The sequence below is a fragment of the Delftia sp. DS1230 genome, from assembly GCF_040112715.1.
Taxonomy (GTDB): Bacteria; Pseudomonadota; Gammaproteobacteria; order Burkholderiales; family Burkholderiaceae_C; genus Comamonas; species Comamonas tsuruhatensis.
In genome coordinates this window covers 1,806,854-1,826,014 of the sequence record NZ_CP157763.1, presented here as the reverse complement: position 1 = coordinate 1,826,014, position 19,161 = coordinate 1,806,854, and the positions used below count along the sequence as shown (strand labels likewise).

The following is a 19,161-nucleotide window of genomic DNA, read 5'->3' as shown; positions in this document are numbered from 1 at the left end:
GCGGACGTCATGCGAATTTTGCTATCCAATCCCGATAGTCGGGATGCTCCCGCAGCGTGCGGAAGCAGAACCCCTGCTTGAGCAGGCCTGTGATCAAAGGTTCCAGCACGGCCGGTGCCCAGGGGTCCTTGCGTGACCAGATGCCCAGATGGGCCAGCAGGATGTCGCCGCTGCGGATGTTCTTGAGCGCCTGGGCCAGCAGCTGCGCATTCGGGTAGCGGTCGCTGGGCAGCTCGTCGCCCAGAAAGCCTGCGCTGGACCAGCCCACATGCATGTAGCCGCCCTGCCGCGCGGCGTCCAGCAGCGCGGGCGAGGTCTTGCCGCCGGGCGCACGGAACAGCGGCAGGGGCTTGCGCCCGGTGATCTGCTGCAGCCGCTGTGCAGCCCTGCGGATCTCGTCGCAATAGCCTGCCGCATCGACCGTGAAGTTCTCGTTGGCGCGTGGCCCGGCCGAGGGGCGCACGCGAAAGCCCGTGACCGGACCGTTCTTCGAGGCACGCAGATCACCGCGCCAGTACATGTGGTCGTAGGTGTGCGAGGCGAACTCATGGCCTTCGGCGGCGCGTGCGCGCCACCAGGGCGCCCAGGTCTCGCCCAGGCTGCCGTCGCCTTGCTGCGTGCGCTCGTTGGCGGCAAAGAAGGTCACTGGCACGCCATGGCGCTTGAGCACCTCGGCCACCAGGTCGGCAATGCCCATGTGGCCCGTGTCAAACGTCAGGTACACGGTCTTGGCGCAGCCCGTGCCCTGCCCTGCGGCCATCGCGGGGCGCAGCAGGCTGAAGGCGGCGGCGCCAGCCAGCGATTGCGCAAAGAGTCTGCGGTCCATCAGCGCTGCGCGTGGGCCAGTGTCCAGACACCGTGGGGCGACTTGCCGACCTTGACCTGCTGGACCACCTTCTTTTCGACGGTGTCGATCACCGACAGCTTGCGCGCCCAGCGCGAGCTGACCAGCAGGTAGCGGCCGTCGGCGGAAACGTCCATGCAGTCCGGGCCTCCCGGGGCCGGGTAGCTGGCCACGACCTGGTTGGTCTGCATGTCGATCTTGCTGATGGTGTTGGCCACGCGGTTGCTCACATACAGGTGGCGGCCATCGCCGGCGGCACGCATGGCGTGGGCGCCAGCGGCTGTCTTGATGCGGGCCACGCTGCGCGGCTCGGGGCCGGTGATGTCGAACACTTCCACGCCATCGCTACCGGTCAGGCCGATGAACAGCTTGGTGCCGTCCGGGCTGCCATAGAGATCGGCCGGCATGGGGCCGGTGGGCACGCGGGCCTTGATGGTCTGCGTGGCGATGTCGATGGCCACCAGGGCATCGCTGTCCTGCATGGTGGAATAGATGGTCGTGCTCCTGGCATCGATCCAGAGATGGCTGGGCGTCTTGCCCGTGGGCACGCGCTTGACCAACTGCGGGTTCTGGCCATCCCACCGGTAGATGTCGATGTGGTTGAGGCGGTTGGCCGCCGTGACGAACCACTTCATGTCCGGGCTGAAGCGCAGGTGATAGGGGTCGATGATGTCGCGGATCACGCGCTGCACCTCGCCCGTGCGCGGATCGACCAGGGTCAGGGTATCGCCCAGCGCATTGGCCACGACCAGCGATTTCTCGTCAGGCGTGAGGTAGAGGTGGTGCGGCTCCTTGCCCGTGGGAATGCGGGCCGTCTCCTGCCAGGTGACCGGGTCCACGATGCTGATGTTGGCATCGAGCGAGTTGAGCACGAAGATGGGCGTGGGGCCCTGGGTCTGCGGCGGCGGCGTGACACGCGCAACAGGCGCAACTGGCGCTACCGAGGCAGCAGAGGCCGCAGGCACGGAAGGCGCGGCGGGAACGGCAGCGGCCTGAGCCGATGCAGCCTGCGCCTGGACGGCTGCAGGCGTGGCTGAGGCCGCACGGGCCGATTTGGATCCGGGCAGGGACGCCACGGCCAGCCAGGCCAGCGCACCGCCGCCCACAACCAAAGCCACAGCCGCGCCCAAGCGCCCGACGGAAAGACGTTTCACAAAGCACCACCTTCTGAGAATCTGCGCAGTGTAGCCGCGCCATTCAGCCCTCGGACGCTCTAGGGCATCGGCTTTTAAAGCTGTGCAAAAAACCGACATTTACGCGACGTTGGCCCGAGATATCGCGACAAGCGCGCCAACCCATGACTTGCATCAAGGCATAACGACAACGCATGAAAACGCAGGCCACAACGACAAAGGGAGCCGGCTGGCTCCCTTTGCAGGCAAGGACCTTGAAAGCGCAACGGCTCTCAGATCTTCCACTTTTCCATGAGCTTTTCGGGACGCAGCGTGTCGTAGTGCTCGAAAGGCTGGTGGATCCAGGGGTTGGTCGGCAGGTAGTCCACCGAGTAGTCGGGCGTGAACGCGGACAGGCCCTTGGTCCAGATCACGGCGCTGCGCAGCTCGGTGATCGGCGGATAGTTGGTCTTGAGCATGGCGATCACGGCATTCAGCGTGTGGCCCGAATCGGCCAGGTCATCGACCAGCAGCACGCGACCGGCAATCTCGCCCTTGGGCGTGGTGATGAAGCGCGCGATGTCCAGATGGCCCTGCACCGTGCCGGCCTCGGCGCGGTAGGAGCTGGTGGACATGATGGCCAGCGGCTTGTCGAAGATGCGGCTGAGCATGTCACCGGGACGCAGGCCGCCACGGGCCAGGCAGAGAATGGTGTCGAATTCCCAGCCGGACTGGTGCACTTTGATCGCGAGCTTTTCGATCAGTCCGTGGTATTCGTCGTAGCTCACATACAGGTGTTGACCGTCTTCCGTCAGCATGGAATGGCTCCTGGTTCAATCTTGGGGTTCAAACGCCAGCAGTTCACTGGGCGGCGTAGGGGTTTTGCATCAGGATGGTGTGATCCCGGTCGGGGCTGGTCGAAACCATGGCGATGGGCACGCCCGTCACTTCCTCGATGCGCTCCAGATAGCGGCGGGCATTGGCCGGCAGCTTGTCGTAGTCGGTCACGCCCACGGTGGAATCGGTCCAGCCGGGGATGGATTCATAGATGGGCTTGCAGCGGGCGATCTCGTCGGCGCCCATGGGCAGCAGGTCGATCTTTTCGCCGTCCAGCTCGTAGCCCACGCACAGCAGCAGTTCCTGCAGGCCGTCGAGCACGTCGAGCTTGGTGATGCACAGGCCCGACAGGCCGTTGACCTGGGCGCTGCGCTTGAGCAGCGCGGCGTCAAACCAGCCGCAGCGGCGCGAGCGGCCGGTGGTCACGCCCTTTTCGGCGCCCACGGTGCTCATGTGCCAGCCCGGCGTGCCTTCCTTTTCCCAATCCAGTTCGGTGGGGAAAGGACCGCCGCCCACGCGGGTGCAGTAGGCCTTGGTGATGCCCAGGATGTAGTGCAGCATGCCGGGGCCCACGCCCGAGCCTGCAGCCGCATTGCCGGCGACGCAGTTGGACGAGGTGACATAGGGATAGGTGCCGTGGTCCACGTCCAGGAGCGTACCCTGCGCGCCTTCGAACAGCAGGTTGGCGCCTTCGGCGTGCGCGGCGTTCAGCTCGCGCGAGACGTCAGCCATCATGGGCAAAAGCTGCTCGGCATGGCGCATGGCTTCTTCGTACACGGCGTCGAACTGGACTTCGCCATCCTTGATGTACGGCTTGAGCGCGTCACCGAAGGTGAAGTTCTTCGAGCCCAGCACGTTGACCAGGATGTGGTTGTGCAGGGCCAGCAGTTCGCGCAGCTTGGTGGCGAAGCGCTCGGGGTACTTGAGGTCCTGCACGCGCAGTGCGCGGCGGGCAATCTTGTCTTCGTAGGCGGGGCCGATGCCACGGCCGGTGGTGCCGATCTTCTCGGTGCCGCCCTGCTCGCGCGCCGCTTCGCGCGCCACGTCCAGCGCCGAGTGGAAGGGCAGGATCAGCGGGCAGGCTTCGGACACGCGCAGGCGGTCGCGCACTTGCACGCCGGCCTTCTCCAGGCCTTCGATTTCCTCGAACAGCTTGGCGGCCGACAGCACCACGCCGTTGCCGATATAGCACTTCACGCCGGGGCGCATGATGCCGCTGGGAATCAGGTGCAGCGCGGTCTTCACACCATTGATGACCAGCGTGTGGCCCGCATTGTGGCCACCCTGGAAGCGGACCACGCCCTGGGCGCTTTCGGTCAGCCAGTCCACCAGCTTGCCCTTGCCTTCGTCACCCCACTGGGTGCCGACCACGACCACGTTGCGACCTTTGGTAGCTTTCATATTCAAATCCGATGAAATCCGAAGAAATTGACAAATGCGTCAGATGGCTTGCACGGCCCACTGCCCGGCAACCTGCACGAGCTCACGGTCGCAGTGGAACTCGTCCACTTCGCTTTCATGGCCTGGCAGCACGCAGACCACGGTCTCGCCCTGCCGGCGCAATGCCGCGATGGCGGCTGCCACCTGGGGATTGTCGCCCCAGGGCGCACGGATGGCAGCCTTGAGCGGGCGCTCGGGCACAACGGCCACGAGCTGCTTGATGTCCAGGCTGAAGCCGGCGGCGGGCCGGTTGCGGCCAAAGACCGCGCCCACCTCGTCATAACGGCCGCCGCGCACCAGCGCGTCGCTGGCACCCGGAACATAGATGGCGAAGCGCGTGCCGCTGTAGTAGGCATAGCCGCGCAGATCGGCCAGATCAAAGCTCACGTTCACGCCTTCCAGGCGCTGGGCAAGCCAGCGCAGCTGGGCCAGCAGAGGCTGCACGCCTGCCGTGCGCGCCAGCAGCTTCTCGGCGCGGTCCAGCACCTCGATGCCGCCGTACAGCTGCAGCAAGGCCATCAGGCCTTCGCGCGAGGCGATGGGGAAGTCCCGGGTGAGGCGCTCGAGTTCGCTCGCATCCTTGGCGGCCAGCGCGGCATGCACGCCGCGCAGCACCTGCATGTCCACCATCACGCCAGCCAGCAGGCTGCGCACGATGCGCACATCGGCCAGATCGACGTTGATGTCGGTGACGCCCGCGCTGCGCAGGCAGTCCAGCGCCAGGTGCAGTGCCTCCAGGTCGGCTTCCATGCCCTGGTGGCCGTAGATTTCGGCACCGAACTGCAGCGGCTCGCGCGTGGCGCGGGGACGATCAGGGCGGGCATGGACGACGGGGCCGCAGTAGCACAGGCGCGTGAGGCCCTTGCGGTTGAGCAGATGGGCGTCGATGCGAGCCACCTGCTGCGTGGTATCGGCACGCAGGCCCATGGTGCGGCCCGTCAGCTGGTCGATGAGCTTGCAGGTCTGCAGGTCCAGCGCCTCCCCTGTGCCGGTGAGCAGGGATTCGAGGTACTCCAGCATGGGCGGCATGACCAGTTCATAGCCATAGCCACGTGCGGTATCGAGCAGGCCTCGACGCAATTCTTCGATGTGCCGGGCCTCGGAAGGCAAGACATCGGCGATGTGATCCGGCAGGACCCAAGCAGACATGGAAAAAGGGGGAGGCTGTTAAAAACGTGATTCTACCGGCTGTTGCGGGCCAGCCCAAATTGGGGGTGTCCCAAGGCCCGCGAGGAGCGTTCGGTATTCCGAATCGATTCGGTGTGCGGGCGCCAGCGGCAGCGCAAGAAAAAACGGCGCCCCAACAGGGGCGCCGTGCATGGGCCGGGCGGCGTTGCCGCTCAGGCGTTCTTACTTTCCAGAGCTGCCGCCGTTGCGGTAGGCCTTGAAGAAGTCGGTCTGCGAAGGATCGAGCACAAGCACGTCGCTCTTCTTGGCAAAGCTGGACTTGTAGGCCTCCAGGCTGCGGTAGAACTGCGCGAACTGCGGGTCCTTGCCAAAGGCGTCGGCATAGGTGCGGGCGGCTTCCGCGTCGCCCTCGCCCTTGAGCTTCTGGGCATCGCGGTAGGCGTTGGCGATGGTGATCTCGCGCTGGCGATCGGCCTCGGCGCGGATCTTCTCGCCTTCGGCGGCGCCGGTGGAGCGCAGCTCGTTGGCCACGCGCTTGCGTTCGGCCTCCATGCGGCGATAGACCGATTCCGTGATGGTCTCGGCATAGTCCACGCGCGTGATGCGCACATCGACCACGTCCACGCCCCAGGGCTTGGCGCCGCGCACGGTCTCCAGCACTTCGCGCTTGACGTCGTTCATCAGCGCGTCGCGCTTGCTGGACAGAAGCTCGCGCACGGTGCGGCGGTTGATTTCCTCCTGGAAGGCGTTGCGCACCACGCGGTTGAGCTGCATGGCACCGGCCGACTCATCCAGGCCCACGTTGCGGATGTACTCCGACGGATCGGAGATGCGCCAGCGCACGTACCAGTCGATGACCACGCGCTGCTTTTCGGCAGTGAGCATGGGCTCGGTGTCGGTGCTGTCCAGTGTGAGCAGGCGCTTGTCGATGTAGCGCACGTTCTGGAACGGCGGCGGCATCTTGATGTTCAGGCCCGGCTCGGTGATCACTTCCTTGATCTGACCCAGGGCATAGACCACGCCGAACTGGCGCTGATCGACGACGAACAGCATGGAGCTGAGCAGCGCCAGCGCTAGAAGAATGCTGGTGATGAAAAATCCAACTCGGTTCACTTGGGCTGCTCCTCAGCGTGCTTCGCGGTCACGGCTGCGACTGCTGTCGCGGCTGCGCGCATCGTTCGAAAGGCCGGGAATGGCGGCAGGCGCAGGCGCCTGGGTGCTGGGGGCAGCCGAGCCATCGGCTGCCGGCACATTGCCGCTCACGCCTTGCATGATCTTGTCCAGCGGCAGGTACAGCAGGTTGGAGCCCTGGCGCGATTCCACCAGCACCTTGGTCACGTTGCCGTAGATCTGCTGCATGGTTTCCAGATACATGCGGTCGCGCGTGACCTGGGGCGCCTTCTGGTACTCGGTGAACACCGAGCTGAAGCGCTGCGCATCACCCTGGGCCTGGGCCACGATGCGGGCCTTGTAGCCATTGGCCTCTTCCAGCAGACGTGCCGCCGAGCCGGCTGCGCGGGGCACCACGTCATTGGCATAGGCCTGGGCCTCGTTCTTGGCGCGCTCGCGCTCCTGGCCGGCACGCAGCACGTCGTCGAAGGCGGCCTGCACCTGCTCGGGCGGACGCACGCCGCCTTGCTGCAGGTTGATGCCCACGACTTCCACGCCCACCTTGTAGCGGTCCAGGATGGTCTGCATCAGGTCGCGCACGCGCGGCGCGATCTGGTCGCGCTCCTCGGCCAGCGCCGTGTCCATCTTCATCTTGCCGACGACTTCGCGCACGGCGGTCTCGGCGGCCTGGACCACGGCCTCGGACGGGTTCTTGCTCTCGAACAGCCAGGCACGCGCGTCGCTCAGACGGTACTGGACGGCGAACTTGATCTCGACGATGTTCTCGTCCTCGGTGAGCATGGCCGACTCGCGCAGGCCCGTGCTCTTGATGATGGTGTCGCGCCCCACGTCGGCCGAGCGGATCTGCGTCACGAACACCAGTTCATGGCGCTGGATCGGGTACGGCAGGCGCCAGTTGATGCCGGCACCCACCGTGCTCTTGTACTTGCCGAACTGGGTGATGACGGCCTGCTGGCCTTCCTGGACGATGAAGATGCCCGTGCCCATCCAGATGATGAAGGCAATGCCGGCAATCAGGCCCACGCCCATGCCGGCACTGCGCATGTCCGGCGGCTGGCTGCCACCGCCATTGCGCACGGGCGGCTGCCCGCGGCCACCGCCCGGCTTGCCGCCGAACAGGCCCGAAAGCTTGCGGTTGAGGTCACGCCACAGCTCGTCTAGATCCGGCGGCTGGCCACCCCCACCCGAGGAGGGACGGTTGTCACGGCTGTCGCGGTTGTCGCGTGCGGGTTCCGCAGGCGGCGGCGCAGCGGGACGGTCGGCATCGGGGCGCGAGGCATCGTCGTTCTTGTCGTCGCCACGTCCCCAGCGCGGATCATTCAGGTTGAACATCCCGCGAAGGCGCTGCGGCAGCATCGCCCAACGATGGGCGCGTTGTGAAAGATTCATGCGAGAAGTCTCGGTTTCTTCGGTAAAGACAGGGACCCAATCGGCATTTTGCCCAATCAGGGCGCTAGCCCCTAGTATTCGGCGTCCTGCCCAGGGGGCATCGCGCCATCCACCTCCCCTTCGCCCCGCTCTTCACCACCATGCGCTTCGGCGTATTCCGCTTCTGCGCGCAGTGCGTGGTCGGCCAGCAGCTGCCGCAGCTGCGGCAGCCCCTCACCGGAGCGGGCGCTGACAAACACCCGTGAAACAGGTAGCCCGTCAAGCTCGTACTGGTCCTGCAACTGCGCTGGAAGCCGCTCTTCATCGACGGCATCGAGCTTGTTGAAAACCAGTACCAGAGGCACCTCCTGGGCACCGATTTCCTTCAGAACTTTCTGGACTTGTTGGATTTGTTCCGGGAAATTCGGATTGGAGGCGTCAACCACATGCAGCAGAAGATCGGCATCGATCGCCTCCTGCAACGTGGCCTGGAATGCATCGACCAGGCCGTGCGGCAGGTCGCGGATGAAGCCCACGGTGTCCGACAGGGACACCGATTGCCGGGCCTCGTTCAAATACAGCTGGCGCGTGGTCGTGTCCAGCGTGGCGAACAACTGGTCGGCCGCATAGGCCCGCGCCTTCACCAGCGCGTTGAACAGCGTGGATTTGCCGGCATTGGTGTAGCCGACCAGCGAGATGTTGAAGATGCCATGGCGCTCGCGCCGGCGGCGCTGCGTGGCGCGTTGCTTCTTGACCTTCAGCAGCCGCTCCTTGGTGCGCTTGATCGATTCGTCGATCATGCGGCGATCCAGCTCGATCTGCTTTTCGCCAGGGCCGCCGCGCCCGCCGATGCCGCCCATCTGGCGCTCCAGGTGGGTCCAGCGGCGCACGAGGCGCGTGGCCACGTATTGCAGGCGCGCCAGCTCTACCTGCAGCTTGCCTTCATGGCTGCGGGCGCGCTGGGCGAAGATCTCCAGGATCAACAGGGTGCGGTCGTTGACCGGCATCTGCAGATGGCGCTCCAGATTGCGCTGCTGGGCCGGGCTCAGGGCCTGGTCGAACAGCACTTCCTGGGCACCGTGCATCTGGGCGAGCATGCGGATTTCGTCGGCCTTGCCGCTGCCCACGAACAGCGCCGCATCGGGCACCTTGCGCTTGCAGGTCAGGCGTGCAACGGGACGCAGGCCGGCCGTGCCGGCCAGCAGGCCCAGCTCTTCCAACTCGCCATCGAAATGGGGAAAGCCGAAATCCACGCCCACCAGCAGCACTGGCGTTGGCGTGGACCGGTCAAAAGATTCAGAACTCAAGAAAAACCTCTCCCGAAGGGTGAGGAAGCTCCCCGGCTGTGCGGGGAGGCATCAGGGCGCAGCGAGCTCAAGCGCTGGCGTCGCTGCCGGCAGCTTCGGCCGTGGAGAAGTTCACGGCGCGGCCGGGAACAATGGTGGAGATGGCGTGCTTGTAAACCATCTGGGTGACGGTGTTGCGAAGCAGAACCACGTACTGGTCGAAGGATTCGATCTGGCCTTGCAGCTTGATGCCGTTGACGAGGTAGATGGACACCGGCACATGTTCGCGGCGCAGCGCGTTCAGGAACGGGTCTTGGAGGAGTTGGCCTTTGTTGCTCACGATATTCTCCGTGTTCGAAGAGTGTTGTTGTAAACCGACACCTTACCACAGTGTTTTGGGCCCCCTGTCTGCACAAGGGTTTTCCCCAAATTCCGTGGCTTGTTATTTGTCCTTGTCGGCGAAAGGATTATGAGAGGTTTTCAACTCGATCCGCAACGGCGTGCCGACCAAATTGAATTCCTTTCGGAACCGCCCCTCGAGGAAGCGCTTGTAGGCCTCCGTCACATGCTCGAGCGAATTGCCGTGTATGACGATGACCGGCGGGTTCATGCCGCCCTGGTGCGCGTAACGCATCTTGGGTCGGTAGATGCCTGTCTTCTTGGGCGTCTGGAACTGCACGGCCTCCATCAGCAGGCGCGTGAGCACCGGCGTGGGCATCTTGCAGGTGGCTGCCTTGTGCGCCTGGATGATGGAGTTCCACAGCGGACCCAGGCCCTGGCGCTTCTCGGCCGAGATGAAGTGCATGGGAGCGAACTTCAGGAAGGACAGGCGCGTCTCGATCGAGCGCTCCAGCATCTGGCGCTGGTAGTCGTCCACCGCATCCCATTTGTTCACGGCCAGCACCACGGCGCGGCCGCTTTCCAGCACGTAGCCGGCAATGTGCGCATCCTGATCGGTCACGCCCTGCGTGGCATCGATGAGCAGCAGCACGACGTTGGCGCTCTCGATGGCCTGCAGCGTCTTGACGACGGAGAACTTCTCGATGGCCTCGAACACCCGCCCCTTGCGGCGCAGGCCTGCCGTGTCGATGAGTTCGAACTTCTGGCCGGCGCGCTCGAAGGGCACGGAGATGGCATCGCGCGTGGTGCCCGGCATGTCGAAGGCGACCAGTCGCTCCTCGCCCAGCCAGGTGTTGATCAGCGTGGACTTGCCGACGTTGGGGCGACCGGCCACGGTGAGGCGGATGGGCTTCTGGGCCACATCGTCGAAGGGGTCGTCTTCCTCGGGTTCGGGCAGGTTGAGCTGGCCCAGGGCCAGGTCGACCAGGCCGCGCACACCCTGTCCGTGCGCGGCGGAAACCGGCAGCACTTCGCCCAGGCCCAGTTCGTAGAACTCGGTCAGCTGCACGCCTTCCTTCATGCCCTCGGCCTTGTTGGCCACGAGCACGCAGGGCTTGCCCAGGCGGCGCAGGTACTTGGCGATGTCATGGTCCTGGGCAGACATGCCCAGGCGCGCATCGACGACGAAGACCACGACGTCTGCCTCGGCCACGGCCTGCTGCGTCTGGCGCGCCATCTCCTTGAAGATGCCGCTGGATGCATCAGGCTCGAAGCCGCCGGTGTCGATCACGATGTATTCGTGCTTGCCCTGGCGGCCCTGTCCATAGTGGCGGTCACGCGTGAGGCCCGCGAAATCCGCGACGATTGCATCCCTCGACTTGGTCAGCCGATTGAACAGCGTCGATTTGCCCACATTGGGTCGCCCTACCAGGGCAATAACTGGCTTCATTCCCGAAAATACCTATCAATCCGGCCGGAAGCCGTACACAGTTCCGCTGCGGCTTACCACCACCAGCGTATTGGCAGCCGATACCGGGGGCGAGGCCACACCGGAGTCGTCCGTCTTCAATCGTGCCAGCGCCTGTCCGTCCGTCTTGGACAGCAGGTGCACCACACCATAGTCATCACCAAACACCACCGAACGGCCCAGCATCAACGGCGCCGTCAGGCGGCGGTGCTGCAACTGGTCGATGGACCACACGCGCGAGCCGTCGCCGCGGCGCCAGGCCTGGACGGTGCCATTGCTTTCGGCGCCGAACACGGTCTCGCCATCGCCGTCGATGCCGTCGGCACCCTTGGACGGCTGGGTCCAGCGCACCGATGCATTTTGCGTATCCACACAGCCCACGGCAGCCTGGAAGGCGCGCGCGCAGACGCTGTCGCCGACACGGCTGACGCGGCCGACGAGGTCCACCAGGCGCTCCACGTCATTGGTGCCGCGCGGGCTGGCCAGCGGGGCCTCCCAGCGCACGGCACCCGTGTCGGGATCGATGCCCACCATGCGGCCCGACAGGCCGGCCACCAGGGTGTTGCCCACGGCGATCAGAACGCCGGGCTGGCGCAGCACCAGCGGTTCGCCAGGGCGCTGCGCGGTCCACAGCTTGCGGCCATTGGCGGCATCGAATGCGGCCAGCGAGCGGTCGGCCGCCAGCACGAAGACGCGGCCGCCCGCCACCAGCGGCGGCGTGTAGGCGGCTGCGGGCAGCGGCTGCTTCCACAACTGCTTGCCTTGCGAGTAGACGATGACCTGGTTGCTGCGCGTGAGCACGGCCTGGCGCTGGGCGTCGCCACCCACGCCGGCAGTCAGCGGCTCGCCAACGGTGAAGCGCGACAGCTGGCTGCCATTGCGCGCATCGAGGGCCGTGACGCTGCCGTCCTTGGCCGCGATCAGCAGCGTGTCACCCTGCACATGGATGTCGGTGGCCAGCGGCACTTCGGCGCCCAGCTTGGCCGTCCAGGCCTGGTGCACTGCCAGCAGGCCGGGGTTGGCCCCCAGTTCCTTGGGCTTGGGCTTGGTGTCGCTGCTGAACCACGAGGAGACCGTGGAGCAGCCGCCCAGGGCACCGGCCAGCAGGCCCAGAGCCATCCAGCGCGCAACGCCACGCGGGCGCGAGATTGCCATCAGTTGATCTGCCGAAGTTTTCAAGGTTGCTTCTCCGAGGTCGAAGTCTTGGCCTGTGCCAGCACGGTGGGCGTGGCGCCCAGGGCGTTGAGCTTGAATTCGATCAGGCGTCCGTAGTCCACGCCCTTGTCCAGGAGCGCATGGGCGCGCTGGTAGGCGTCGATGGCCTCGGCCGTCTTGCCCTGGGCCGCAAGAATGTCACCGCGGCGGTCGGCCACGATGCCGGCGAAGGATTCGGGCATGCTGCCATCCAGCGCCTTCAGAGCTTCGTCGTACTGCTTTTGCTGCTCCAGCACGGCGCTCAGGCGCAGCTTGGCCAGGGCCTTGTAGCCTTCGTCGCCCTTGTCGGCCACCCAGGTCAGGGCTGCCTTGGCATCATCGAGCCTGCCTTCATCCACTGCAGCCTTGGCCAGCAGCAGGCCGGCCTGGGCTGCCTGCGTGGTGCCGGCGTACTTGTCCTTGAGATCGGCAAAGGCCTGGCCGGCGCGCGCCGCATCCTTGCCTGACAGCGCCACATCGACGGCATGCGCCAGAGCGGCAGCCTGGGTGGCCTGGCGCTTTTCCCAGTACTGGTAGCCATTCCAGCCGGCAAAGCCGACAAAGATGACCACGAGCACACCCGTGATCAACGTGCCCCAGGTATTCCAGAAATGCTTGAGCTGCTCTATCTGCTCTTGTTCTTCGAGATCGAAATGGTTTGCCATGAATCGCCTGTGTCGCCTTGTGTATGGAGGACGCCGCTGGAGCGGTGGCCTGGAAAGCTGCGGATGACGGTCAAACCGCCGATTGTAGGGTGGCAGCCCATTGGGCCGCATCGGCCAGGGCTTGCTGCACCTGCTGGCCCGTGCCGTCGCGCAGCGACTTGACGGTGACCAGGCCCTGCTGCAGCTCGTCGGAGCCGAAGATCAATGCGAAATGCGCGCCACTGGCGTCGGCCTTCTTGAACTGCGACTTCATGCTGCCCAGGCCTTCGGAGCTGGCCGCATGCATCTGCACGCGCACGCCGGCCTCGCGCAGTTGCTGCAGGGTGCGCAGGGCCACGGGCATGGCCGACACGTCGGGAACGATGGCGTAGGCATGCAGCGTGGGCGCGGGGATGTCGGCGCCCAGCTCCTTGACGAGCTCCAGCACGCGCTCCACCCCCAGCGCCCAGCCCACGGCCGGCGCGCTCTTGCCGCCCACCTGCTCGATCAGGTAGTCGTAGCGGCCGCCGGCGCAGATGGTGCCCTGCGCGCCCAGCATGTCGGTGATGAACTCGAACACCGTGAGGTTGTAGTAGTCCAGGCCGCGCACCAGGCGCGGATTCACGGTCCAGGGCACGCCATTGGCGTCCAGGATGGCCTTGAGTCCGTCGAAGTGGGCCAGCGAGCCCTCGCCCAGGAAGTCCAGCAGGCGCGGCGCCCCGTTGACCATGGCCTGCATGGCGGGATTCTTGGTGTCCAGCACGCGCAGCGGGTTGCTGTACATGCGGCGCCTGGCCTCTTCGTCCATCACGTCCTGGTGCTGCTCCAGGTAGGCGATCAGGGCCTGGCGGTGGGCCTGGCGCTCCTCGGGCTGGCCCAGGCTGTTGATTTCCAGGCGCCACTGCGTCAGGCCCAGCTGTTTCCACAGGGAGACGGCCAGCAAAATGAGCTCGGCATCGACATCGGGGCCGGCAAAGCCCAGGGCCTCGGCACCGATCTGGTGGAACTGGCGGTAGCGGCCGCGCTGCGGGCGCTCGTGGCGGAACATGGGGCCCATGTACCACATGCGCTTGCCGCCGTCGTACAGCAGGTTGTTTTCGATGGTGGCGCGCACCAGGCTCGCCGTGCCTTCTGGGCGCAGCGTCAGGCGCTCGCCATTGAGCTTGTCCTCGAAGGAGTACATCTCCTTTTCGACGATGTCCGTCACCTCGCCGATGCCGCGCACGAACAGTTGCGTGTGCTCGACGATGGGCGTGCGCACGTTGCGGTAGGCAAAGCGCGCCATCAGCTCGCGCACCTGCGCCTCCAGCCATTCCCAGCGAGCGGACTCGGCGGGAAGAATGTCGTTCATGCCTTTGACGGCGGAGAGTTTTTCGGGTTTGGCCACGTTGTTCTCGTTCGATGAATGCTCGGAAACAGGAGCGGACCCCGCCTTTTGCGCTCCATGCCCCCACGCGCATTCCGCGTGAGGCCCCATGAAACAAAGCGTGGTGTGCTATCTATTTTGCAATAACTGCAATGCCTGGCGCAGCCGCTCAGGCGGGTGCGGCAGCGGTGGCGCCATAGGTGCGCGCCACATAGTCTTCGACCAGGGTCTGGAATTCCTCGGCAATGCGCTCGCCGCGCAGCGTCAACGCCTTCTCGCCGTCAATGTAGACGGGGGCAGCGGGCGCCTCGCCCGTCCCGGGCAGGCTGATGCCGATGTTGGCGTGCTTGCTCTCGCCAGGGCCGTTGACGATGCAGCCCATCACGGCCACCTTCATGGCCTCGACGCCGGGGTACTTCATGCGCCACAGCGGCATCTGGCCGCGCAGGTAGTCGTCGATGCGCTTGGCCAGCTCCTGGAAGGTGGTGCTGGTGGTGCGGCCGCAGCCAGGGCAGGCCGTGACGCTGGGCACGAAAACGCGCAGGCCCAGGGCCTGCAGGATTTCGGAGGCAACCACCACTTCCTGCGTGCGCGCCTCACCGGGCTGGGGCGTGAGCGAGACGCGGATGGTGTCGCCAATGCCTTCCTGCAGCAGCACGGACAGCGCGGCGGCCGAGGCCACCGTGCCCTTGGTGCCCATGCCGGCCTCGGTCAGGCCCAGGTGCAGCGCATAGTCGCAGCGCTGCGCAAGGGCCCGGTAGACCGAGATCAGGTCCTGCACGCCGCTGACCTTGCACGACAGGATGATGTTGTCGCCGTTCAGCCCCATGGACTCGGCCAGGCGCGCGGAATCGACGGCCGAGGAGATCAGCGCCTCGAACATGACCTGGCGCGTATCCCAGGGCTGGGCGCGGCGCGAGTTCTCGTCCATCAGGCGCGCCATCAGCTCCTGGTCCAGCGAACCCCAGTTGACACCGATGCGCACGGCCTTGTCGTAGCGGGCTGCCGCCTCGATCATCTGGCCGAACTGCCTGTCCTTTTTCTCGCCCTTGCCGACGTTGCCGGGGTTGATGCGGTACTTGGACAGCGCCTCGGCGCAGGCCGGGTATTCGGTGAGCAGGCGGTGGCCGTTGTAGTGGAAGTCGCCCACCAGCGGCACGTACTCGCCCATGCGGTCGAGCTGCTCGCGGATGTAGGGCACGGCAGCGGCTGCCTCGGGCGTGTTGACGGTGATGCGCACCATCTCCGAGCCGGCCTGGGCCAGCTGGCGCACCTGTATGGCCGTCTCGACCGCGTCCACCGTATCGGTGTTGGTCATGGACTGCACGCGCACAGGCGCATCGCCGCCCACGGTGACGACATTGTTGCGCCAGACCACGCGGGCCTGGCGGGACTTGCGCGGCAGCGGCGAGGCAATCGCTATCGGCTGCTGCGTGGATAGGAAATCTTGCACGGTCACTTCACCTCAAAGCGGGCCACGTTGTCACGGGTGGTCTTGGCCACTTCCAGCAGCTCACCACGGACGCGCACTTCGGTGCCGCTGGCATTGCCGACGATGACAGACAGCGGCAGCGCACCTTCAGCGCCAACCGACTCACCTGCCGCCAGCGTCTTTTGCAGCACCACGCGGCCGTTGGCATCCTTGACCTGCACCCACGATTGTGCGCTGGCCTTCATGACCAGCACGCCACCAGGCGTTTGCGCGGCCTGGGTTGCAGGAGTCGCCGCTGCGGCATCGGCGGGCACATCGCCAGGCACGCCGGCTGCGGGAGCCGCTGCTGCAGGCGCCTGGACGGCTGGCGTGGCTGCAGGCGCTGCAGGTGCAGGTGCAGGTGCAGGTGCTGCAGGCGCCGCCCCTTCGGAGGCTGGCGCTGTCACTGCGGGCGCCACAGGCTCCTGGGCAGCCACGGGCTCGGACACGGTTGCGGCCGGCGACACCAGGGCAGCGGCGTCGGAAGAGCCGGCCTGCGGCTCCTCGGCATCGCCTTCGTGCTTGGGCAGGAAGTACACGGCGGCGGCGGCCGCCAGCAGCAGCAGCACGATGATGGCGACCTTGCGCGAACCGTTTTCGCGGCCCAGCGGTGTTCCGGTGGCCTTGAAGGAGCGCTCCTTGAACGTGGCATTGATGCTGCCGCGATCATCGGCCAGGCTCTTGAGCTGGGTGCGCGGCAGCAGGGCCAGCACCGAGGCCGAGTCCACGCGCAGCGTGCGGCAGACGCTTTGTGCCAGGGCCCGCATGAAGACATGGTCCTGGAAGGCGGCATAGTCATCCGCCTCCAGGGCCTCCAGCTTGGGTGCCGGCACCTTGAGCGCCGCCGCCAGTCCGGCCAGCGACAGGCCTGCCGCCTCGCGCGCCTGGCGCAGCAGCGTGCCCGCCGTCATGGAAGTTTTGGCGTTCTCGCCTTGCGTACCTGCTTCGTCATGCACCGCCAACACCTCACTCATTGAATGCTCCACGCTCGTAGGCCAGCCATTGGCGGGACTCCGGGAAGCGCTGGTGCAGCTGGTCGGCCAGCTGCCGCATCGCTGCAGATTGCTGCAGCGCCCTCTCTATCTTGATGCCCAGCCACAGGCTTTCCGCGTTGGACTGGGGGCTGCTGTTGAGGCGGCGGATGTAGAACTGCGCCCTCTTGGCGTCGCCCCCCTGCAGCATCACATTGCTCAGGTGATAGGCTATCACCGGGTTGGCGGCGTCGAGTTCATAGCCCTTGAGCAGCGCCTGCTGGGCCTCGACCAGCAGACCGGCCTGCTGCAGGCACAGCCCCTTGGCCATCCATGTCTTGGGACGCTCCAGGTAGCCGGGCTGGGCCAGTGCCTTGTCCAGCCATTCCTGGGCCTGCACATACTGCTTGCGCTGGCACAGCAGCCATCCGTAGTTGTGCTGCAGGTCACCGTCCTGGGGGCGCAGCGACATGGCCTTGCGCAGGCTGGCATCGGCCTGGTCCCAGTCCTGGTTGCGCATGTAGATCAGGGCCAGCAGTCCATAGCCATCGGCGGAACCGGGGTCGGAGGCCAGCGCCTGGTTTACCTCTTCCAGGGCCACATCGATGCGGCCGGCCTGGAAGTAGGAAGCCGCCAGCTCCAGGCGAATGGCCGCGCGGCGACGGGGATCGACCTCGGCGGCCGAGGCCATCGAGGCATTGGAGACGGACGAAGCATTGCCGGAGCCTGAATTCGCCGAAGGCACCAAAGGTTGCTTGCCGGCGCAACCGGCCAAGGCAAGGACCAGCACCGGCACTGCCCAGCGCATGCATCCACCGATACCCCCCGATCGCAGCCGCCGAGCCACTGACTTCATGAACTGTCCCTTTGTTCCGTAGGTCCTCTCAAGGCATCTGCTTGAGAACAATGGTGCGCTGCTTTGCCATGCGCTCGGCAGCGCGCGTGCGGTCCTTGACATCGCCAGCCAGCTGTCCGCAGGCTGCGTCGATGTCGTCGCCACGTGTCTTGCGCACCGTGGTCACAATGCCGGCATTGCTCAGCAGGCTGGCGAACTCCGTCACCCGCGCTGCAGGTGAACGCAGCAGGCCCGAGGCCGGGAAGGGGTTGAACGGAATCAGGTTGAACTTGCACCAGCTGCGGCCGTCGCCACGTGCGCGGACCAACTCTATCAGTTGGCGCGCATGCTCGGGCTGATCATTGACGCCATCGAGCATGCAATATTCGAACGTGATGAAATCGCGCGGCGCGAACTCCAGGTAGCGCTCGCAGGCATCGAGCAGCTCGTGGATGGGGTACTTGCGGTTCAGCGGCACCAACGGGTCGCGCAGCTCGTCGTTGGGCGCATGCAGCGACACGGCCATGGCCACGGCGCAGTCCTGCGACAGCCTGTCGATCATCGGGACCACGCCCGAGGTGGACACGGTCACGCGGCGGCGCGAGAGGCCGTAGCCATGGTCATCCAGCATCACGCGCAGCGCCGGCACCAGGGCCGTGTAGTTCTGCAGCGGCTCGCCCATGCCCATCATCACCACGTTGGAGATGACGCGCTCGCCGCCCGTGCCCAGGCGCTTGCGCAGCGCATGCTCGGCATACCAGAGCTGGGCCAGGATCTCGCCCGTGCTGAGGTTGCGGCTGAAGCCCTGGTGACCCGTGGAGCAGAAGCGGCAGCCCACGGCACAGCCGGCCTGGGACGACACGCACAGCGTGCCCCGGTCATCTTCGGGAATGAAAACGGATTCGACGGCATTGCCGCCCCCCACGTCGAACAGCCACTTGACCGTTCCATCGGCAGACACATGCTCGGTCAGAACCGGCAGGGCCGTGATGTGGGCACGCGCCTTGAGCTTTTCGCGCAGGGACTTGGCCAGATCGCTCATCTGGTCGAAATCGCTGGCGCCTCGCTGGTGGATCCAGCGGAACAGCTGCGTTGCGCGGAAACGCTTCTCGCCGAGCTGTTCGCAATAAGCGGCCAGTCCGTCGAGATCAAAATCTAGCAAATTGGTATTCATGTCGGCAGGCCGGTGCCACGCCGCTCTCGGCTCTTCCGCGGCAGGCATGGCCTGCACCGGACAGACCATGACGGCCGCGGAAGACGCGGGGATCAGCGCGAGTAGACGTTCATGCCGGGGAAGAAGAATGCCACTTCCACGGCTGCAGTTTCAGCGGCGTCAGAGCCGTGCACGGCGTTGGCGTCGATGCTGTCGGCGAAGTCGGCGCGGATCGTGCCCTTCTCAGCCTTCTTGGGGTCGGTGGCGCCCATCAGTTCACGGTTCTTCAGGATGGCGTTCTCGCCTTCCAGGGCCTGGATCATCACGGGGCCGGAGATCATGAAGTCCACCAGGTCCTTGAAGAAGGGACGCTCCTTGTGGACGCCGTAGAACTGCTCGGCTTCGCCGCGCGACAGGTGCACCATCTTGGCGGCGATGACCTTCAGGCCGGCGGCCTCGAAGCGAGCGTAGATCTGGCCGATCACGTTCTTGGCAACGGCGTCGGGCTTGATGATGGAAAGAGTGCGTTCGATGGCCATTTGAATGGTTCCTAATCAGGGTTACTATGGATTTT

General features: G+C 65.7%; 18 protein-coding genes. All 18 read right to left on the bottom strand.

Annotation, left to right across the window (positions count from 1 at the left end; all coding sequences use genetic code 11):
• Window positions 1–7: 7 nt before the first annotated feature.
• Window positions 8–826: a polysaccharide deacetylase family protein gene (locus tag AAN986_RS08190; RefSeq protein ID WP_034364146.1), complete on the bottom strand. Its 819-nt coding sequence runs from the start codon at window positions 824–826 to the stop codon at window positions 8–10.
• Complete coding sequence (locus AAN986_RS08185; protein ID WP_047218209.1) at window positions 826–2,097, bottom strand: beta-propeller fold lactonase family protein; 1,272 nt, start codon at window positions 2,095–2,097, stop codon at window positions 826–828. Before AAN986_RS08185 ends, AAN986_RS08190 begins: the two co-directional genes overlap by 1 nt.
• Before the next feature lie 152 nt (window positions 2,098–2,249).
• Window positions 2,250–2,774 carry a phosphoribosyltransferase gene (locus AAN986_RS08180; protein ID WP_012206807.1) on the bottom strand — a complete coding sequence of 175 codons (525 nt, stop codon included), beginning with the start codon at window positions 2,772–2,774 and terminating at the stop codon, window positions 2,250–2,252.
• Between the two features lie 43 nt (window positions 2,775–2,817).
• Window positions 2,818–4,194, bottom strand: a complete 1,377-nt coding sequence (locus AAN986_RS08175; protein ID WP_016451293.1) for an adenylosuccinate synthase — start codon at window positions 4,192–4,194, stop codon at window positions 2,818–2,820.
• Between the two features lie 39 nt (window positions 4,195–4,233).
• Window positions 4,234–5,382, bottom strand: coding sequence for an ATP phosphoribosyltransferase regulatory subunit (locus tag AAN986_RS08170; protein WP_349335608.1), 1,149 nt, complete (start codon window positions 5,380–5,382; stop codon window positions 4,234–4,236).
• A gap of 201 nt (window positions 5,383–5,583) precedes the next feature.
• Window positions 5,584–6,474, bottom strand: coding sequence for a protease modulator HflC (gene hflC / locus AAN986_RS08165; RefSeq protein ID WP_016447552.1), 891 nt, complete (start codon window positions 6,472–6,474; stop codon window positions 5,584–5,586).
• A gap of 12 nt (window positions 6,475–6,486) precedes the next feature.
• Window positions 6,487–7,881, bottom strand: a complete 1,395-nt coding sequence (hflK, locus tag AAN986_RS08160) for an FtsH protease activity modulator HflK (RefSeq protein WP_016447553.1) — start codon at window positions 7,879–7,881, stop codon at window positions 6,487–6,489.
• 71 nt (window positions 7,882–7,952) lie between these two features.
• Window positions 7,953–9,167: a GTPase HflX gene (gene hflX / locus AAN986_RS08155; RefSeq protein ID WP_016447554.1), complete on the bottom strand. Its 1,215-nt coding sequence runs from the start codon at window positions 9,165–9,167 to the stop codon at window positions 7,953–7,955.
• 67 nt (window positions 9,168–9,234) lie between these two features.
• On the bottom strand, window positions 9,235–9,486 hold the full coding sequence (gene hfq, locus AAN986_RS08150) for an RNA chaperone Hfq (protein ID WP_012206813.1): 252 nt from the start codon (window positions 9,484–9,486) through the stop codon (window positions 9,235–9,237).
• A gap of 102 nt (window positions 9,487–9,588) precedes the next feature.
• Window positions 9,589–10,935, bottom strand: a complete 1,347-nt coding sequence (gene der / locus AAN986_RS08145; RefSeq protein ID WP_016447555.1) for a ribosome biogenesis GTPase Der — start codon at window positions 10,933–10,935, stop codon at window positions 9,589–9,591.
• A 15-nt stretch (window positions 10,936–10,950) separates the two neighbouring features.
• Window positions 10,951–12,108 carry an outer membrane protein assembly factor BamB gene (bamB, locus tag AAN986_RS08140; RefSeq protein WP_016447556.1) on the bottom strand — a complete coding sequence of 386 codons (1,158 nt, stop codon included), beginning with the start codon at window positions 12,106–12,108 and terminating at the stop codon, window positions 10,951–10,953.
• 20 nt (window positions 12,109–12,128) lie between these two features.
• Window positions 12,129–12,812: a tetratricopeptide repeat protein gene (locus AAN986_RS08135; RefSeq protein ID WP_016447557.1), complete on the bottom strand. Its 684-nt coding sequence runs from the start codon at window positions 12,810–12,812 to the stop codon at window positions 12,129–12,131.
• Between the two features lie 70 nt (window positions 12,813–12,882).
• Window positions 12,883–14,142: a histidine--tRNA ligase gene (hisS, locus tag AAN986_RS08130; protein ID WP_227472469.1), complete on the bottom strand. Its 1,260-nt coding sequence runs from the start codon at window positions 14,140–14,142 to the stop codon at window positions 12,883–12,885.
• A 184-nt stretch (window positions 14,143–14,326) separates the two neighbouring features.
• On the bottom strand, window positions 14,327–15,610 hold the full coding sequence (gene ispG, locus AAN986_RS08125) for a flavodoxin-dependent (E)-4-hydroxy-3-methylbut-2-enyl-diphosphate synthase (protein WP_026062068.1): 1,284 nt from the start codon (window positions 15,608–15,610) through the stop codon (window positions 14,327–14,329).
• Window positions 15,611–15,612: 2 nt separating this feature from the next.
• Window positions 15,613–16,602 (bottom strand): RodZ domain-containing protein, encoded by a 990-nt coding sequence (locus AAN986_RS08120; protein WP_047218206.1) that lies wholly within the window; start codon window positions 16,600–16,602, stop codon window positions 15,613–15,615.
• Complete coding sequence (pilW, locus tag AAN986_RS08115) at window positions 16,595–17,455, bottom strand: type IV pilus biogenesis/stability protein PilW (protein WP_174538864.1); 861 nt, start codon at window positions 17,453–17,455, stop codon at window positions 16,595–16,597. Before pilW ends, AAN986_RS08120 begins: the two co-directional genes overlap by 8 nt.
• A gap of 28 nt (window positions 17,456–17,483) precedes the next feature.
• Window positions 17,484–18,608, bottom strand: coding sequence for a 23S rRNA (adenine(2503)-C(2))-methyltransferase RlmN (rlmN, locus tag AAN986_RS08110; protein WP_017404144.1), 1,125 nt, complete (start codon window positions 18,606–18,608; stop codon window positions 17,484–17,486).
• A 92-nt stretch (window positions 18,609–18,700) separates the two neighbouring features.
• Entirely contained in the window at window positions 18,701–19,126 is a 426-nt protein-coding gene (ndk, locus tag AAN986_RS08105) for a nucleoside-diphosphate kinase (protein WP_016447563.1), read from the bottom strand.
• Window positions 19,127–19,161: the final 35 nt, after the last annotated feature.

Excerpts from the sequence above, each read along its gene's own strand:
- AAN986_RS08190 (WP_034364146.1), bottom strand. The coding sequence starts at position 826 with ATGGACCGCAGACTCTTTGCGCAATCGCTGGCTGGCGCCGCCGCCTTC.
- AAN986_RS08185 (WP_047218209.1), bottom strand. The coding sequence starts at position 2,097 with ATGTCGGTTTTTTGCACAGCTTTAAAAGCCGATGCCCTAGAGCGTCCG.
- AAN986_RS08180 (WP_012206807.1), bottom strand. The coding sequence starts at position 2,774 with ATGCTGACGGAAGACGGTCAACACCTGTATGTGAGCTACGACGAATAC.
- AAN986_RS08175 (WP_016451293.1), bottom strand. The coding sequence starts at position 4,194 with ATGAAAGCTACCAAAGGTCGCAACGTGGTCGTGGTCGGCACCCAGTGG.
- AAN986_RS08170 (WP_349335608.1), bottom strand. The coding sequence starts at position 5,382 with ATGTCTGCTTGGGTCCTGCCGGATCACATCGCCGATGTCTTGCCTTCC.
- hflK (WP_016447553.1), bottom strand. The coding sequence starts at position 7,881 with ATGAATCTTTCACAACGCGCCCATCGTTGGGCGATGCTGCCGCAGCGC.
- der (WP_016447555.1), bottom strand. The coding sequence starts at position 10,935 with ATGAAGCCAGTTATTGCCCTGGTAGGGCGACCCAATGTGGGCAAATCG.
- bamB (WP_016447556.1), bottom strand. The coding sequence starts at position 12,108 with ATGGCAATCTCGCGCCCGCGTGGCGTTGCGCGCTGGATGGCTCTGGGC.
- AAN986_RS08135 (WP_016447557.1), bottom strand. The coding sequence starts at position 12,812 with ATGGCAAACCATTTCGATCTCGAAGAACAAGAGCAGATAGAGCAGCTC.
- hisS (WP_227472469.1), bottom strand. The coding sequence starts at position 14,142 with ATGAACGACATTCTTCCCGCCGAGTCCGCTCGCTGGGAATGGCTGGAG.
- AAN986_RS08120 (WP_047218206.1), bottom strand. The coding sequence starts at position 16,602 with ATGAGTGAGGTGTTGGCGGTGCATGACGAAGCAGGTACGCAAGGCGAG.
- pilW (WP_174538864.1), bottom strand. The coding sequence starts at position 17,455 with ATGAAGTCAGTGGCTCGGCGGCTGCGATCGGGGGGTATCGGTGGATGC.
- rlmN (WP_017404144.1), bottom strand. The coding sequence starts at position 18,608 with ATGAATACCAATTTGCTAGATTTTGATCTCGACGGACTGGCCGCTTAT.
- ndk (WP_016447563.1), bottom strand. The coding sequence starts at position 19,126 with ATGGCCATCGAACGCACTCTTTCCATCATCAAGCCCGACGCCGTTGCC.